General features: G+C 40.4%; 17 protein-coding genes and 2 pseudogenes. 12 read left to right on the top strand and 7 right to left on the bottom strand.

The genetic code is table 11. The features are described from left to right. The 6 genes and pseudogenes from EWV60_RS04075 to EWV60_RS04050 all read left to right on the top strand — a co-directional run. A pseudogene (locus tag EWV60_RS04075) lies at positions 1 to 201 on the top strand (ISNCY family transposase); the annotation flags it as partial. Between the two features lie 323 nt (positions 202 to 524). After that, positions 525 to 1,073: pseudogene (locus EWV60_RS04070) on the top strand (formylglycine-generating enzyme family protein); the annotation flags it as partial. A 288-nt stretch (positions 1,074 to 1,361) separates the two neighbouring features. Then, positions 1,362 to 1,613, top strand: coding sequence for a GUN4 domain-containing protein (locus EWV60_RS04065; RefSeq protein ID WP_080600705.1), 252 nt, complete (start codon positions 1,362 to 1,364; stop codon positions 1,611 to 1,613). Continuing rightward, positions 1,607 to 1,960 (top strand): type II toxin-antitoxin system RelE/ParE family toxin, encoded by a 354-nt coding sequence (locus EWV60_RS04060; RefSeq protein WP_002776961.1) that lies wholly within the window; start codon positions 1,607 to 1,609, stop codon positions 1,958 to 1,960. The genes EWV60_RS04065 and EWV60_RS04060 overlap by 7 nt, the downstream gene beginning before the upstream one ends. A 27-nt stretch (positions 1,961 to 1,987) precedes the next feature. Then, a complete protein-coding gene (locus tag EWV60_RS04055) occupies positions 1,988 to 2,317 on the top strand; it encodes a helix-turn-helix domain-containing protein (RefSeq protein ID WP_002737427.1) in 330 nt (109 codons plus the stop codon). Between the two features lie 134 nt (positions 2,318 to 2,451). Then, positions 2,452 to 2,817: a pepsin/retropepsin-like aspartic protease family protein gene (locus EWV60_RS04050; protein ID WP_002776958.1), complete on the top strand. Its 366-nt coding sequence runs from the start codon at positions 2,452 to 2,454 to the stop codon at positions 2,815 to 2,817. A gap of 287 nt (positions 2,818 to 3,104) precedes the next feature. On the opposite strand, the gene EWV60_RS04045 is transcribed toward EWV60_RS04050, so the two are convergent. From EWV60_RS04045 to EWV60_RS04030, 4 genes are all read right to left on the bottom strand, one after another. Beyond that, positions 3,105 to 3,884, bottom strand: a complete 780-nt coding sequence (locus EWV60_RS04045) for an ABC transporter ATP-binding protein (RefSeq protein ID WP_002754085.1) — start codon at positions 3,882 to 3,884, stop codon at positions 3,105 to 3,107. A gap of 27 nt (positions 3,885 to 3,911) precedes the next feature. Continuing rightward, positions 3,912 to 4,544: a 2OG-Fe(II) oxygenase gene (locus tag EWV60_RS04040; RefSeq protein WP_002754083.1), complete on the bottom strand. Its 633-nt coding sequence runs from the start codon at positions 4,542 to 4,544 to the stop codon at positions 3,912 to 3,914. Positions 4,545 to 4,641: 97 nt separating this feature from the next. Continuing rightward, complete coding sequence (locus tag EWV60_RS04035) at positions 4,642 to 5,418, bottom strand: DUF3226 domain-containing protein (RefSeq protein ID WP_002776946.1); 777 nt, start codon at positions 5,416 to 5,418, stop codon at positions 4,642 to 4,644. A 2-nt stretch (positions 5,419 to 5,420) separates the two neighbouring features. Further along, positions 5,421 to 6,539 carry an AAA family ATPase gene (locus EWV60_RS04030; RefSeq protein ID WP_287231123.1) on the bottom strand — a complete coding sequence of 373 codons (1,119 nt, stop codon included), beginning with the start codon at positions 6,537 to 6,539 and terminating at the stop codon, positions 5,421 to 5,423. A 204-nt stretch (positions 6,540 to 6,743) separates the two neighbouring features. On the opposite strand from EWV60_RS04030, the gene pheT reads away from it, so the two are divergent. From pheT to EWV60_RS04015, 3 genes are all read left to right on the top strand, one after another. Beyond that, a complete protein-coding gene (gene pheT / locus EWV60_RS04025) occupies positions 6,744 to 9,179 on the top strand; it encodes a phenylalanine--tRNA ligase subunit beta (RefSeq protein ID WP_287231120.1) in 2,436 nt (811 codons plus the stop codon). 222 nt (positions 9,180 to 9,401) lie between these two features. Then, positions 9,402 to 9,743, top strand: a complete 342-nt coding sequence (locus EWV60_RS04020; protein WP_190359360.1) for a type II toxin-antitoxin system RelE/ParE family toxin — start codon at positions 9,402 to 9,404, stop codon at positions 9,741 to 9,743. Positions 9,744 to 9,747: 4 nt separating this feature from the next. Beyond that, positions 9,748 to 10,089 (top strand): helix-turn-helix domain-containing protein, encoded by a 342-nt coding sequence (locus tag EWV60_RS04015; protein WP_002763718.1) that lies wholly within the window; start codon positions 9,748 to 9,750, stop codon positions 10,087 to 10,089. 11 nt (positions 10,090 to 10,100) lie between these two features. On the opposite strand, the gene EWV60_RS04010 is transcribed toward EWV60_RS04015, so the two are convergent. Both EWV60_RS04010 and EWV60_RS04005 read right to left on the bottom strand, forming a co-directional pair. Continuing rightward, the gene (locus EWV60_RS04010; RefSeq protein WP_002763721.1) at positions 10,101 to 10,253 is read right to left on the bottom strand and encodes a PIN domain-containing protein; all 153 of its coding nucleotides are present in this window, start codon (positions 10,251 to 10,253) and stop codon (positions 10,101 to 10,103) included. Next, positions 10,253 to 10,444 carry a hypothetical protein gene (locus EWV60_RS04005; protein WP_286824968.1) on the bottom strand — a complete coding sequence of 64 codons (192 nt, stop codon included), beginning with the start codon at positions 10,442 to 10,444 and terminating at the stop codon, positions 10,253 to 10,255. The genes EWV60_RS04010 and EWV60_RS04005 overlap by 1 nt, the downstream gene beginning before the upstream one ends. On the opposite strand from EWV60_RS04005, the gene EWV60_RS04000 reads away from it, so the two are divergent. Then, a complete protein-coding gene (locus EWV60_RS04000; protein ID WP_172970549.1) occupies positions 10,444 to 10,632 on the top strand; it encodes a hypothetical protein in 189 nt (62 codons plus the stop codon). The two genes, EWV60_RS04005 and EWV60_RS04000, sit on opposite strands and share 1 nt — an antisense overlap. 133 nt (positions 10,633 to 10,765) lie before the next feature. Here the strand turns inward: EWV60_RS04000 and EWV60_RS03995 are convergent, their stop codons facing one another. After that, positions 10,766 to 12,271, bottom strand: a complete 1,506-nt coding sequence (locus EWV60_RS03995; protein WP_149987890.1) for an RNA-directed DNA polymerase — start codon at positions 12,269 to 12,271, stop codon at positions 10,766 to 10,768. 607 nt (positions 12,272 to 12,878) lie between these two features. Here EWV60_RS03995 and EWV60_RS03990 point away from each other — a divergent pair. Further along, positions 12,879 to 13,088, top strand: a complete 210-nt coding sequence (locus EWV60_RS03990; RefSeq protein WP_149987889.1) for a 2-oxoisovalerate dehydrogenase — start codon at positions 12,879 to 12,881, stop codon at positions 13,086 to 13,088. Next, entirely contained in the window at positions 13,085 to 13,324 is a 240-nt protein-coding gene (locus tag EWV60_RS03985) for a type II toxin-antitoxin system HicA family toxin (protein WP_149987888.1), read from the top strand. Before EWV60_RS03990 ends, EWV60_RS03985 begins: the two co-directional genes overlap by 4 nt. Positions 13,325 to 13,790 lie beyond the last annotated feature (466 nt).

The following is a 13,790-nucleotide window of genomic DNA, read 5'->3' as shown; positions in this document are numbered from 1 at the left end:
ACGTTCTTAAAAATCACGGTTATAATTTAGAGCATAACTTTGGTCATGGTCAGAATCATTTGTGCGAGTTCTTATTGTCTTTGAATTTACTAGCTTTTTTATTTCATACCGTTTTGGATTTAGTTAATTACACCTATCAAAAGATTCGTGAGCTATTAGTAACTCGGACTTCTTTCTTTAATGATATTCGTACCCTATTAAAATTTATTTGGTTTAAGAATTGGTCGGAGTTTTTCTCATTTATTCTCACCGAATATGTCCCATTTAAAAAAGTAAATTCTAGTTGAGAATGTCACATCTCTTGAAGGAGAAAAAGAAAGTTGTTTATAAAAAAAACTAAAAATTTTGTGAGAATTTCATCTGAATTTATGAGTTGAAATCGATTTTTCATGGACAGAGTTCTTAAAACCTGTCTATCTCCAGCGTTGGATGATAATTATCTGTCAAAAAATAATGCTTCTACACAAGTTCTCTATTTAAATAAGAGAATTTTATCTGATTTTTTTCAAAATGAGAATTGCTGGGCACAATATGAAGCGGTAATGGGACCCAATCCCTCTCGGTTTAAAAATAATCCGCAAAATCCGGTAGAAAATGTTAGTTGGAATGACGCTCAAGCCTTTTGTCAGAAATTGAGTCAAATAACCGGGAAAACCTATCGCCTACCCACAGAAGCGGAATGGGAATATGCTTGTCGTGCGGGGACCACTACTCGCTATTATTTCGGTGATGATGCTAATCAGTTAGGAGATTACGCTTGGTATAGCGGAAATTCTCAGAAGACAACTCATCCTGTGGGTCAGAAAAAGCCCAATGCTTGGGGACTCTATGACATGAGTGGCAATGTTTGGGAGTGGTGCGAAGACAATTGGCATAGTAGCTATGAGAATGCGCCAAAGGATGGCAGGGCTTGGCTAAAAAATGGTAATGATAATCGTTCTTTATTGCGGGGCGGTTCTTGGTACAGCGATCCGAATCTCTGCCGTTCCGCTTACCGCTGCGGCTACGACCGCCGCGACTTCAACTTCTACGACGGTTTTCGGGTGGTGTGCGGTGCTGGGAGGACTCTGTAATCCTTTTCCCCTTTTTTTCCCTTTTTACCCTTTTTCTCTTTTTCCCGCCTAGCGGCGGGTCGATTTTTTTTTGAGAAAATTGAGGTAGCATGAGTAGAAAACGGGTTTCTCGGAGAAACCCGTTTTCTGTGGGTTACTCAAGGGATTTAGGATAATCTGTAGTGGATTGTTTCAGCTAATTTGGTGTATTAGAAAAATTCCAGAAATTCTATAATCTAAGACTTTAAGCCGAAATCTATTGCCCTATTTTAGCTGAAACAGTCCAGTAGGTTGAGTTAAGGTTCGTAGTTGCGCTTTAGCGCTTCATGTTGTCCGCACTACAGTAACGGCAAATTTGGCTTCAGCGTCCAGAAAGAAATCTATGAGAGTCTCCGTGACACGAGAGAATATAATAGTGAAGTGTGGAAAAAGTTCGGCGATCACATCGGCTGGAAAAAAGGAGAAAATTGCTTGTCTTACTCTGACCTAATCTTTAACAAGAATGCTCCCAAAGCTCATTTCCTTATTTGTATTTTTCACATTTTTTCAAAAAAATGGTAGATAAACAACTGAAAACTGTTATCTGGATTGGAGCATCAAAAAAGGATCTATTAGAATTTCCTGAAGAGGTTATTGATGAAGTTGGCTATATTCTTTATCGTGTTCAGAACAATCAGAATCATCCTAACATCAAAGCCTTAAAGGGCTTTAATGGTGTTTTTGAAATAGTCAGCGATTATCAAACCGATACCTATAGAACAGTTTATGCCATCAAACTAAGCAATGCTATTTTTATTCTCCATGCCTTTCAGAAAAAATCAAAATCGGGGATTAAAACACCAAAACAAAATGTTAACATAATCAAAGAACGCCTAAAAAAAGCACAGGAGATCGCAAAAGAGCAATAATAAATAACAAAAAGGAGATAAATGATTATGACAGAATATACTATTAGTTCGGGAAACATTTTTGAAGACTTAGGCTTTGCTAATGCAGAAGAAAAACTCGCTAAAGTCAAGCTGGCTTCAGTGATTTACGATCTGATTACTGAACAAGAATTAAGCGAGCAGGAGGTCAGTCAAATTTTGGGGATTGACGAGGCGAAAATTTCTAACTTAAAAAATGGCAGATTGCAAAAATTTTCTCTTGAGCAGATGTTTGACTTTCTAGTAGCATTAGGTCAGAAGATAGAAATCTTAGTAACTCCCCAAGCCTTAGCAAACTCTAGTTTAAGTATCCAGGTCATGTATCGAAATCAATCCTAATCTAACCGCGATCGCCGATCTCGTAAGGTGCGTTAATGTTAATGTAACGCACCTCAACTAACCTATTTTAGCTAATCCTTGTAGTAAAAAGAAACAGGACACTGGACTTAACCCTTAACCTTACAAAAGTCATCATGAATATTCAACTTAGTAACCCCGTTGATCGTTCCCTATCGCCTCTAGAAACCGCAGCTTTGGCTGGTACGGGAGCCTTGCATCTCTGCATTCCTGCACATATTCAAATTCAGTTAAAATTAACTGAAATCGATCGCAAAGAGGTAATTTTAGCTGATGGTTCCCGTCAACTGGTTCCCTACGTTGGGCCGATCGAAACTCGTTTCAAAAACCGCGTCGGTTTCGTCGGTGCTTTGGTGATGGGGGATCAAGTATTGCTTGGTGCTATCCCAATGGAAGATTTAGACTTAATCGTTATTCCCGCAACCCGGACTATTGATCTTAACCCCAATAGTCCTAATGTAGCCACCTCGACGGCTAAATAGATAGGCCCCAGAAATTATATTAATTTATCAAAGTTCCGAGAATAATTTACTGTTGATTGATAGCGATCGAGATTGGGAAACCATTATTAAAATGCGATCGCTTTGAACTTTTCCTATTCCCTTTGAGTTGCTTGTCTAACCTGTTCGATCTCTAATTCTAAAGCTTGTGCTATCTGTTCAAAGTTTCATCCTAATGCCAATAAACGAAGAATAGAGGCTAATTTTGCCGCTAAGAGGATAAATAACTACACCCTACACCCCACACCCCACTTCCCTCAATTGGCAGTTTACTGAATTGGTCCGTCGATACTGCCGGTAAAAAATTGCTTGAGTACGGGGATTTCGGAGTGATAAGCCTCTTGAGTCGGTCCAACCCATTGAAATTGACCTTTATAGAGAAAAACGATGCGATCGGTGGTATTTTCGATGGTGCTGTGGACGTGGGTGACAATAAGATGGGCCCCACAGGCTTTTTTTACCTTGAGAAGTTCCATAATTACCGTCTGGATGCGGGTAGAAGCAACTGGATCCAGTCCGGCAGTGGGTTCATCGTAAAGGAGAATGTTCGCTCGATCGGCGGCGATCGAGGGATCGCTGATAATTGCTCTGGCTAAACTGACGCGTTTTCGCATCCCTCCGGATATTTCAGAGGGATAGAGGTCGTAGGAACCAGACATACCGACTAAATTCAGTTTTTCTTCCACTAAATCGCGAATTTCGGCTCGTTTTAGCTTTGAGTTGCGATAGAGAGCAAAACCGACATTTTCCCCAACAGTGAGGGAGTCAAAAAGGGCCGATTGTTGGAAAACTAGACCGACACCGAGGGGATCTTCCCCCTGTTCTACGGTTCTCTGGCGTTTTGTGCCGTATATGTACACTTCTCCCCGATCGGGGGCCAGTAATCCGGCGACTAACCGCAAAATCGTCGATTTTCCCGTCCCCGATGGACCGATCACGCCGATCGCTTCCCCTTCGTACACCTTGAGATCGACGTTATTTAAGATTACTTTCTTGCCGAAAGCTTTAGTCACTCCCCTTAATTCGACGATCGGTTCGCGCATCACCATCTAGAATATCTTTACAAAAATGTCCTTTTATTGTAGAGCAACGACCCGATCTTTCTTTTTTTTCTTTTCTGGTTTTATGGTTCGCGATTCTATCTGCATTTCGGGAATCTCTCGCAATTCTTCCGCATCTAAGCGATATTGTTCGCAGACAAGACTGAGACGAATACCAGAACAGCTAACGGGATTAACTGAATGGGTGAGATCTCCTTGAAAGAGGATCAGGGTGTTAGCACAAGGACGAATCTGGGCCACGGAACGATTACGGTTTGCTAGTACCAGTTCCCCCCCTTGAATATCCCTAGGAACCTGCACATAAAGGACGCTAACTAGGAGCGGGGGATCGATCGTTTTACAATAGGAGCGCAGGGAGCGATCGATATGGGGATCGACTCGTGAACCGGTTTGTAGGAGTAAGGGGTTAAGATAAAAAGCGTTGCAGTCAGCTTGTAAACTGCGATCAAGATAGGGTTTAAAATAGGGAAAAATTCGTTCGACTTCGCTGATTTGTGTGCGTCGAAAAGCGATGGAAAAACCTTTGGTTTTAACGAAATCTCGATTTAAATTGTTAACTGTGAAGTGGGGACAAGCGAGAATCTGTCCTTGTAGTTCGCTCAGATAACTGGGAGTGAAAGCGTCGGGATATTGGGAATAGTAAGGCACGGATAGAATCGCAACGAGATGGCAATCTTTAGGATAGCTTGTTTTTAGGGGAGATGGGGATAATTTCGATAGCAGCTATTCAATTAGCTTTTTTTTCTCAAAGTCCAATAATTTGCTCAAGGAAATTTTTAATAAGCTTGATGCTCTCTAATTCTAGGGTTTGCTTATCTAGCCATCGATTATCTTGTAGGGAAACTTGTAGGGTTTTACCTGGTCTTAATATACTACTAATACTGGATATAATTGCTTTCTTTTCACCTGCTGGTTTCTCAATATCTTTGAGATCATTTTTAGTTAACTGATTCCTGTCAATACTTCCTATGTAGGTTTGAGAAAGATTGAGTAAATCAGGATAATTTATCCTAGCACATTCGAGAAGAATATCTTCTAAAGTTCGTTGTTCACGATTGTTAGGAGCAATGAAAATCCCACAGCGAGGAGAATAACGGGTAACTTCGCCAAGTAGGGGAGGCATTCGTAAGTTTGACAAATCAAGAGATGATAAGCAAGCAATTAGTTTATTGAACCTTTCTTGAGGTGTTTCACTGTAATCAGCATCGGCAAAAATTCCCACACTAAAAAGCTGTGAAGGTTGAATGAACCTGAGACTTTCTTCGATGGTTTGCGCTATGCGTGTAATGCCGATAGAACTATGTAAAGCGATTGATAATTGCTCATTTTGAACAAAAGATGGTACTGGTACTCGTTTGGTTAAATCATCGTCTAGTGGATAAGCTTTCGGGATAAGTGTTTCCCAAAATTTATCCAATGAAGATAAATGAATAACTCGCTTTAAGCCATAAAATTTAAGTAAACCAATTAGGAATTCGACATCCTGGGGACCTTCGACAACAATATAGCAGTATCTCACCATCTTTATCTCACATCTAACCCGCGTTCCCAACGCAATCTATGCAATAAATCGCCCGAAAATCTTTGAGGTTTTTCCCTTGGAGAATTTAACCGAAAAGCTACCACGTTTTCTATGGACTTTTCTGACTGTAGCATGGCATCAACTGCTTCTAAACTATGGGTAGTTACAAAAAGTTGAATTCTTCTTTGATTACAGGTATTAATTAACCAAGAAAATACACGACTTAAGGCAGAAATATGAATAGATGTCTCGATTTCATCAATTAGAAGTACCCCATCGGTAATTGTCAACAAACTAAGCACCATAACTAAGGTTCTTTTAAATCCGTCACCAAACACATAGAGAGGAGAAAAACCAAGCTGTTTATGTTCTATATAAAGAGTTGGTTTATTGTTGGGTGAAAGTATTTGTATGTCGGTAATTTCCTCGTCAAATAACCGAATTAAATCTAGGATGTCATCTTTGTTATTTTCTTCCTTTAGGATGATTTTGGATAGTCTATCTAGAATTGGTTCCGAGGACAAATAAGCAGGAAATATGGTGGCATTTTCCACCAGTATTTTTTGTCGTTTCCTTTGAATAAAACGCTCTTTTTCCCAAAACTGAAATACTTGTTCCTTATCTGTCCCAAACAGACTGCCTTGCTCTAAAATATGGGCGGTAACACTTAATTCTAACCCATTGATAACCAGATCGGTTTCCGAATTGGTGGAATCATCATTGAACTTTTCTGGGTTGTCTTTTTCGTTGCTCGCACCGTAAATATCGGTGAGATTAGCTGCTAGATTTTTAATCGGTGAATTTCCAGTACACTTGATCGAAATTTGTCCTTGATAGGATGCGTTACTAGCAAGATTATTCTGACGAAAGAAAACCCATTTAATTGCTTCCAAATCCGGTCGCATTAAAGATATTCTGCCTAAGTATAATCGACGTTGGGCCACTTCTAGCCACTGAAAGGGATCGAGGGGATTACAAACAATTGAAACAGCTTCGAGAATGCTAGTTTTGCCAGAATTATTATTACCGACAAAAATGTTCACCTGTCCTAGAGAAGACAGTTCTATTTGTTCAAAACCACGATAACCACTGATTTGTAAACTGTCAAAAAGCCGAGTCATTTTTACTGGCTCCTACAATATTGCCGATAATAACTGAAATAGCTAGGATCAAAGATAAAATTTGCAATTTTTACGATAAAACCCTCGTATTATAACTCATTTGTGGCTCTTTTTTTGAGTAGCAATCATTTTCCTGTCAACCCGGTCGCGGTGACAACCCACCGTTTACAATAGTTAAGAACCAACGGCAAGCAAGAATTAACGATGCGGATTTCGATCAACTGGTTACGAGAATTAGTCAAAATTGTCCAATCTCCCCAAGAATTAGCCGAATTATTGACAATTGCGGGAATAGAAGTGGAAGAGATCGAGGATCGCCGAGAATGGGCAAAGGGTGTGGTTATTGGTAAAATTATCGATCGTCAACCCCATCCCAACGCAGATAAACTAAGTGTCTGTCAGGTGGATATCGGCCAGGAAAATCTTAGTACAATTGTCTGTGGTGCGCCCAATGCTAGGGCTGATATTCTAGTTCCTGTGGCTACTTTGGGAACTCATTTACCAAAAATCAATTTAACGATTAAACCGGCTAAATTGCGCGGGGTAAAATCGGAAGGGATGATCTGTTCCCTCGCAGAATTAGGATTAACTAAAGATTCTGAAGGAATCCACATTTTTAGCCAGGAAAATCTCCCTTTAGGTACAGATGTTCGTCCCCTTTTAGGACTCGATGAGGTGATTTTAGATATTTCTCCCACCGCTAACCGCGCCGATGCTTTGAGTATGATCGGAGTCGCGCGGGAAGTGGCGGCTTTGACAGGAGGAGAATTAAGCCTACCAAAAGTCAAATTACGAGAATTTTCCCATAAAAAAGATTTATCTCTGGAAATATCAGAAAATAAAGCCTGTCCTGCCTATATTGGTACGGTGATCGAGGGGGTAAAAATTGGCCCGTCTCCGCTATGGTTGCAACAGCGTTTACAGGCTGCCGGACTGCGATCGATCAATAATGTGGTCGATATTACTAATTATGTCCTCTTGGAGTGGGGACAACCCTTACACGCTTTCGATTGCGATCGTTTACAGAGTTTTGCCGGAGGTAAATCCGTTACTATTGGGGTCCGTTTTGCCGAGGAAGGGGAAAAAATCATTACCCTTGATGGCCAGGAAAGAAGCTTAAAAGAGCTTAATTTGTTAATTACTGCCAATAATAAGCCGGTAGCTTTAGCGGGGGTGATGGGAGGTCAAGAGACGGAAGTTAACGAGAAAACCGTTAATCTTGTGCTAGAGTCGGCTTTATTCGATCCGATCGCCATCCGTCGTTCCTCAAAAGCGCAGGGTTTACGCAGCGAATCTTCCGGACGCTATGAACGCGGTGTTAATCCCGCCGCTTTGGAATATGCTTGTCAAAGGGCGATCGATTTGATTCTAGAGTTAGCTGGGGGAACTGTCAGCAGCCAGGTTAAAGCTGATTATCGTGCCGATCAGTCCAGTGGTTCGATCGAATTGCGTTTAGAACGTTTGCAGCAGCTACTGGGTCAAGTTACCCTAGATAATGGTGCGATCGGTGAAATTCTCGCCGAAGATGTGGAACGGATTTTAGGCAATTTAGGCTGTGAATTGCAGTTAACCTCGAAAAATCCTGTTCTGTGGACTGTGACAGTGCCAGACTACCGTTATCGGGATTTAGAACGGGAAATTGACTTAATTGAAGAAGTGGCGCGACTGTACGGATATGATCGCTTTGTCGATACTTTGCCAGCAAAAACCGCAGCCGGAGGATTATCCTTTGAGGAAACTATACAGCGTCGGCTGCGGGAAGCTTTTCGCGCAGTGGGTTTGACGGAATTAGTCCAGTATTCCCTCGTTAAACCGGAATTAGCGGAAGTTGTCCTCGCTAATCCCCTTTTTGTCGAGTATTCTGCTTTGCGGACTAATCTCCTAGACGGTTTAATCGAAGCGTTTGAGTATAATCAGTCTCAGGGTAACGGTTCCTTAAATGGCTTCGAGATCGGGCGAGTTTTCCGCTTAGAATCGGATAATATCAACGAATACGATGCAATTGCCGGTATTTTCGGCGGTGATTTCTTCCCAGCCGGACGTTGGCTGCGATCGGGTAAAGAGGTGGCCATGACTTGGTACGAAGCAAAAGGGATTTTAGAAGCAGTATTTGATCGCCTTTCGCTGACAGTAAGCTACGAAAAAGATGCCGAAGATGCGCGTTTTCATCCCGGACGAACAGCATCTTTATGGATTGGCAAACAACGCCTAGGTATATTCGGTCAACTACACCCGCAATTGCGTCAGCAAAAGGGATTAATTGAGGCAGTTTATGCCTTTGAAATCCAGTTCCCGATCCTGTTAGCAACTCTTAGCGATAGTGCCAAAATTACCCCGCGTTTACAGGTCTATTCTACCTATCCGGGGGCGGCGCGAGATATCGCCTTCTTTGTTTCCACAGATATACCCGTAGATAGATTGACAAAAACTATCAAAAATGCTGGGGGAACTCTTTTAGAAAAAGTCGAATTATTCGATCGCTATCAGGGGCAGAATGTGCCAGAAAATCATTGTAGTTTGGCCTTTAGTTTAGTCTATCGTGCCGGCGATCGAACTTTAACCGATGAAGATGTGGAACCCTTAATGACAAAAGTGCGAGAAGCTTTAGTTAAACAGTTCCAAGTTTCTTTAAGAAGTTAAATTCAGCGATCAATTATCAGTTATCAGACATCGACCTTATATTATCTCAAGAATAATCTCACACATCGCTATCAATATCGCCTCTAATGATTACCAATCAGTTTGAGAGTTGCTCAAAGTAGGTTCACTGTTCATATTTTGTCGCTCCGCCACCTTTGAATTGTTAGATAGTAGTGAGGCGATTGCCATATTTTAGTACATCAGATATGATATAAACACATCATGGCTGATCAAAGCAAACCTTTAGCTTGGCTGCATGGTGAGATCAAGACCCCACCTTTCAGTTTAGAAGCACGGATCGAAGCAGGTGTCTTACTCAGGCAACTACAGGAAGGCGAACCCCTTGGTTTGCCACATTCGCGTCCTATGCCAAGTGTAGGCTATCATTGTCATGAGCTACGCATTAGAGACGTCGATAAAAATTGGAGGATTATTTATCGAATTGATGAAGATGCAATCTTGATTATTGAGGTGTTTAATAAGACAACAAGAGCAACACCCAAAAGTGTAATTGAGGTTTGTAAGAAACGCTTGAGTAAATACGATACTGATCAGCAGGAATAAGAGGATGGAAGAGACTAAAAAAGGGCTTTTGGAATCAAAAGGCTGGAAAATCGGAACCGTTTCCGACTTTTTAGAGTTAACGCCCGAAGAGATTATCCTTGTTGAAATCAAACTAGCTCTTAGCAAAAGTTTGAAAAGTCAGCGGCAGAAGATAATGACTCAAAGTGAACTGGCCAATAAAATCGGCTCTAGTCAACCTCGGATTGCCAAAGCTGAAAATGGCGATCCGTCGGTTTCACTGGAATTGCTTATCCCCTCGCTGTTGGCAACAGGTGCCACTCCTCAAGACATCGGACAAATCATTGCCAGTGTCAAAGGCGTTGCTGAATCAAGACCTGAATGCTGATTTTGTGCATCCTATCCACTAATGTTAGTTATTGTCGTTGATGCGATAAATCCCTGAATTTCCCCAGCATCAATACGCTCAAATAATCTTGCTGCGTTTTCCACAAATAGCTCTCGTTCTTGTAGAAAATCAAGAATGACATTGGTATCAATCAGAACTCGCATTATTGATACTTCTCGATCAGATAGGTTAAATAATCGGTTGGGGCGTTAGTTTCCCCTGTAGCTGCCGAAATCTCAGAAACACCTCGCAAGCGCAACAGGTTTCCCCGCTTGGATTTGAGGTTTGCTTCCCGTTTCAGAGAGTCTAGGAGAACTTGTACCAACTGCCAACGATCGCCAGTAGGCAATTGCAATGCCTGATTTTAGATTTCTTGTAACGTCATCAGCCCTTTCCTATCAATTCTTGATCTATTGTAAATCGCTGCTGCCGTTATGCCTGAAAGCACTGCTGGCTCAAGATGTCATACCATCTAACCTCGATCGCCAAGAGATAAGATTTTGGCTGCGCCTCAACCTAGAGATGAGCGGTATAACGGCATAACGCAGCGGCGGCAGATAACCTGTAACTTAGCACCAGCAGCTTTCGTCCGTCTGCTGCCGTGAAGTGTTAGACGCTGGTAAAGACATGAATTAGAACTTTTCTTGAGAATTGTTGTATTACCTCACTTTCATTTCTAGGGTTTGAAGACATCCAGATGGTAGGACAAGCTTCCAGCAGCTTTAGCAGACGAAATACATCTATAGAGACTAAAGTCACAGCGAGTATTAAAAATCCTATTTTTATTAGATTTGATTGAATCAAGAATAGGATGATTAAACTGCTGTCTTATGCGAACTGGAAAGCCATTGCTTTTTAGGAAATATAGTATCCAAGAAATCAAGTAACGGTTATCTTCCCAGTTTTTTATCAATTCTCGCAATAACAACTTTAGATGCTTCTCAACTAAATCTCTGATAGCTTGGTTGTTCGACTGAGCCATCATAGCTTCTATAACCCCTAAAATCTTAGGGAAGGTTTTTACTCTACGTTCTGCAAGCAGAAGCAGTAAGCTAACAGACTTATTCAAGCTAACAGCATCTACCGGGATAAGCGGTCTATACTGCTTATCCATTATGTCTGCAATAAAACGATCTATAACTCCCGTTCCAGGATTCTCCTTGTCAATCCGAAGAACACCTAAATAAAGCTCTTTAAATTCTTTATAAGAGAGCTTTATTCCCTTATTTGGGCGAATTTGGTAATACTTTGAAGCCCATTCACGAAACATTCCTTCAGGCAATTCCCGTATATCAGTTTTATCTTCATTTGGAAGGAGATTATATTCCTTCAAATTTTTCTGCAAGCATTTTATGATATCCTGGCAATCATTCCTTCCCTTACACAAAAACAAGTAATCGTCCTTGAATCGAACAGCAAGAGCCTCTAATTTCCTGACTTTTTGAGAAACCTCTAAGTCAATGGCAGAGAGGATAACCTCACTAATTAGATCGGAAACAGCAGGACCTATCGGTAAACCATTGGTGCAACCATCATTAGCATTTTGAAATAATTTGTCCAATCTGTTTCCCAGAAAACTGGAGTCAGAACGATTACTCCCTGTTCTAATGACTGATTTTGTATGGAATGCCCAAGCAATGCTATGTGTATAAACAGAAGGATAAAAGTTTTTGATGTCAGTGCGAATCAAATATTTATATCTGTAAGCTTCTTCAACCAAATCATTCTCCGCCATCTCTATATATTCATATATCATTCTTCCAGAGCGCAGTTTCCCTAAAGCTCCTAGATGAGAAGCATCAACTGGAATTGGAAAACTGTACGAATAGATACATTTGTCTGGATGAAAAAGGATATCCAGAACTGTATTCCAGTTTTCAGCAAATTCAAGAGCGATATCGTTATGAATTTCAGGATCAATGATACTGAAAGTTCTATCTGTGAAATGTGATTTTGGGAAATGTAGTTCACATAACTGAGAAATCTTAGGCTGATATTTCCGTGTGATTGGACAATATCTCTTGCCATAAATTGGATGTCTCTGCACATGGAAACATGGAGGCAGGACGTAGGCTTCAGGGAAATATCCAACTGTTACAAGCCACTTATAAACATCTCTAGGCTGAAGAGAACGAGCTAGGCGCTCAGTTTTTTGGCTATGTCTTGCGGGTTTACTTACCACTTGTCTCTACCAAAGTATTCATCCCAGAATTTCTACCAACCATCTCTAGGTACTACCCCCACAGATAACTTAAAGCGTCTAACTGTTTATTATACTGACATTTTCCGTCTGGTCAACTCCTTTAGGACAAAAAGCCGAAACTTTCGGGATAATCACCCTATAGAGGGTGATAGCAAGAAACTTTCCGTATATTTTCCGATATATAGCCAGAATATTTCTGGATAACATACCAAATAGTCTTATTATCCCGAAACATTCTGAATATGCTCTTGTAGTCGCCTATAATGGGTTAGTTTGAGAAAAAAACGATGAGTAGTGCTGATTTACGTCAATATGCCCCGGCAACAGAGCGCAATCGTCAACCGATTTTAGTACGATCGCCGATCTTGTCGGTTGGGTTGAGGCACGAAACCCAACATGATCAACTATTAATTTATTTGGTTGGTGTTGGGTTGCACTTTGTTTAACTACATTTTGGCAATAAAGAGGCGATTAGGGTTGATAAACGGCGAACGCTAATCTTGTAAGCTTTAAAAAGTGCTATCTAAAAAACTAAACAAACTATAATTAAAATTACTTCAAAAATTTAGAGAGTAAAGAAGGAAATATGACAGAAATAGTTTTTTTAGTGGAAGATGCACCGGAAGGGGGATATACAGCAAGGGCATTAGGCGAGTCTATTTTTACCGAAGCCGATGATTTACAATCTTTACGAGAAATGGTAAAAGATGCCGTTAATTGTCATTATGATGATATGGAAAATCGCCCTAAAATTATTCGTTTACATATTGTTAGGGATGAGGTATTTGCGGTATGAAGCTACCCAGAGATTTATCCAGTGATGACTTAATCAAAAAATTGTCTGAGTTAGGTTATGAAGTGAGTCGTCAAACGGGTAGCCATATTAGACTAACTACTTCTGAAAATGGTACACATCAGATTACTATTCCTGCTCATAATCCTGTCAAAATAGGCACTTTAAATAATATTTTGCGCGATGTCGCTCTACATTTTAATCTAAGTAAAGATGAACTATTGAAAATACTGTTTTAAAATGGCTATCTCCTGTAGATTGAGTGCGATCCAAGATGATCAATTATTAATTTATTTGGTTGGTGTTGGGTTGCACTTTGTTTAACTACATTTTGGCAATAAAGAGGCGAACGCTTTTATTTTAATAATCTTTCCTATTTTTCATGACTTCCTATCCACACCCAAATATAATCTTCACCATCTTTAAAAGCTAAAGTTCTATAATTAATACCAAATCTTGCCGATCAAAATTCTCCAACTTTTTTAAAAGACAAAGAAGAATGGTTTAAGTCACTTTTTAAAAGCTCAAAATTCCTTCTTGCTAAAATTTGATTTGTTTTTCCCATTGTTGATCGTCTAACTTATTACTGAACTTCCCCCATACATATATACTATAATAGCCGAAAACCCTTATCCATCAATGGATACGCCCCTTAACTTTTCTTGATGTACCCATGTAATTTGTAACATTTCTTAATGGACAAGA

This window comes from Microcystis sp. Msp_OC_L_20101000_S702, from assembly GCF_007095705.1.
Classification (GTDB): Bacteria; Cyanobacteriota; Cyanobacteriia; order Cyanobacteriales; family Microcystaceae; genus Microcystis; species Microcystis ichthyoblabe_A.
This window is presented reverse-complemented; position numbering and strand designations above follow the sequence as displayed.

What these genes read in the sequence shown, in the direction of transcription:
- EWV60_RS04050 (WP_002776958.1), top strand. Translation starts at nt 2,452, where the DNA reads ATGAATATTCAACTTAGTAACCCCGTTGATCGTTCCCTATCGCCTCTA.
- EWV60_RS04045 (WP_002754085.1), bottom strand. Translation starts at nt 3,884, where the DNA reads ATGGTGATGCGCGAACCGATCGTCGAATTAAGGGGAGTGACTAAAGCT.
- EWV60_RS03985 (WP_149987888.1), top strand. Translation starts at nt 13,085, where the DNA reads ATGAAGCTACCCAGAGATTTATCCAGTGATGACTTAATCAAAAAATTG.
- EWV60_RS04060 (WP_002776961.1), top strand. Translation starts at nt 1,607, where the DNA reads ATGGTAGATAAACAACTGAAAACTGTTATCTGGATTGGAGCATCAAAA.
- EWV60_RS04010 (WP_002763721.1), bottom strand. Translation starts at nt 10,253, where the DNA reads ATGCGAGTTCTGATTGATACCAATGTCATTCTTGATTTTCTACAAGAA.
- EWV60_RS04035 (WP_002776946.1), bottom strand. Translation starts at nt 5,418, where the DNA reads ATGGTGAGATACTGCTATATTGTTGTCGAAGGTCCCCAGGATGTCGAA.
- EWV60_RS04020 (WP_190359360.1), top strand. Translation starts at nt 9,402, where the DNA reads ATGGCTGATCAAAGCAAACCTTTAGCTTGGCTGCATGGTGAGATCAAG.
- EWV60_RS04015 (WP_002763718.1), top strand. Translation starts at nt 9,748, where the DNA reads ATGGAAGAGACTAAAAAAGGGCTTTTGGAATCAAAAGGCTGGAAAATC.
- pheT (WP_287231120.1), top strand. Translation starts at nt 6,744, where the DNA reads ATGCGGATTTCGATCAACTGGTTACGAGAATTAGTCAAAATTGTCCAA.
- EWV60_RS04030 (WP_287231123.1), bottom strand. Translation starts at nt 6,539, where the DNA reads ATGACTCGGCTTTTTGACAGTTTACAAATCAGTGGTTATCGTGGTTTT.
- EWV60_RS04000 (WP_172970549.1), top strand. Translation starts at nt 10,444, where the DNA reads ATGCCTGATTTTAGATTTCTTGTAACGTCATCAGCCCTTTCCTATCAA.
- EWV60_RS04055 (WP_002737427.1), top strand. Translation starts at nt 1,988, where the DNA reads ATGACAGAATATACTATTAGTTCGGGAAACATTTTTGAAGACTTAGGC.
- EWV60_RS03990 (WP_149987889.1), top strand. Translation starts at nt 12,879, where the DNA reads ATGACAGAAATAGTTTTTTTAGTGGAAGATGCACCGGAAGGGGGATAT.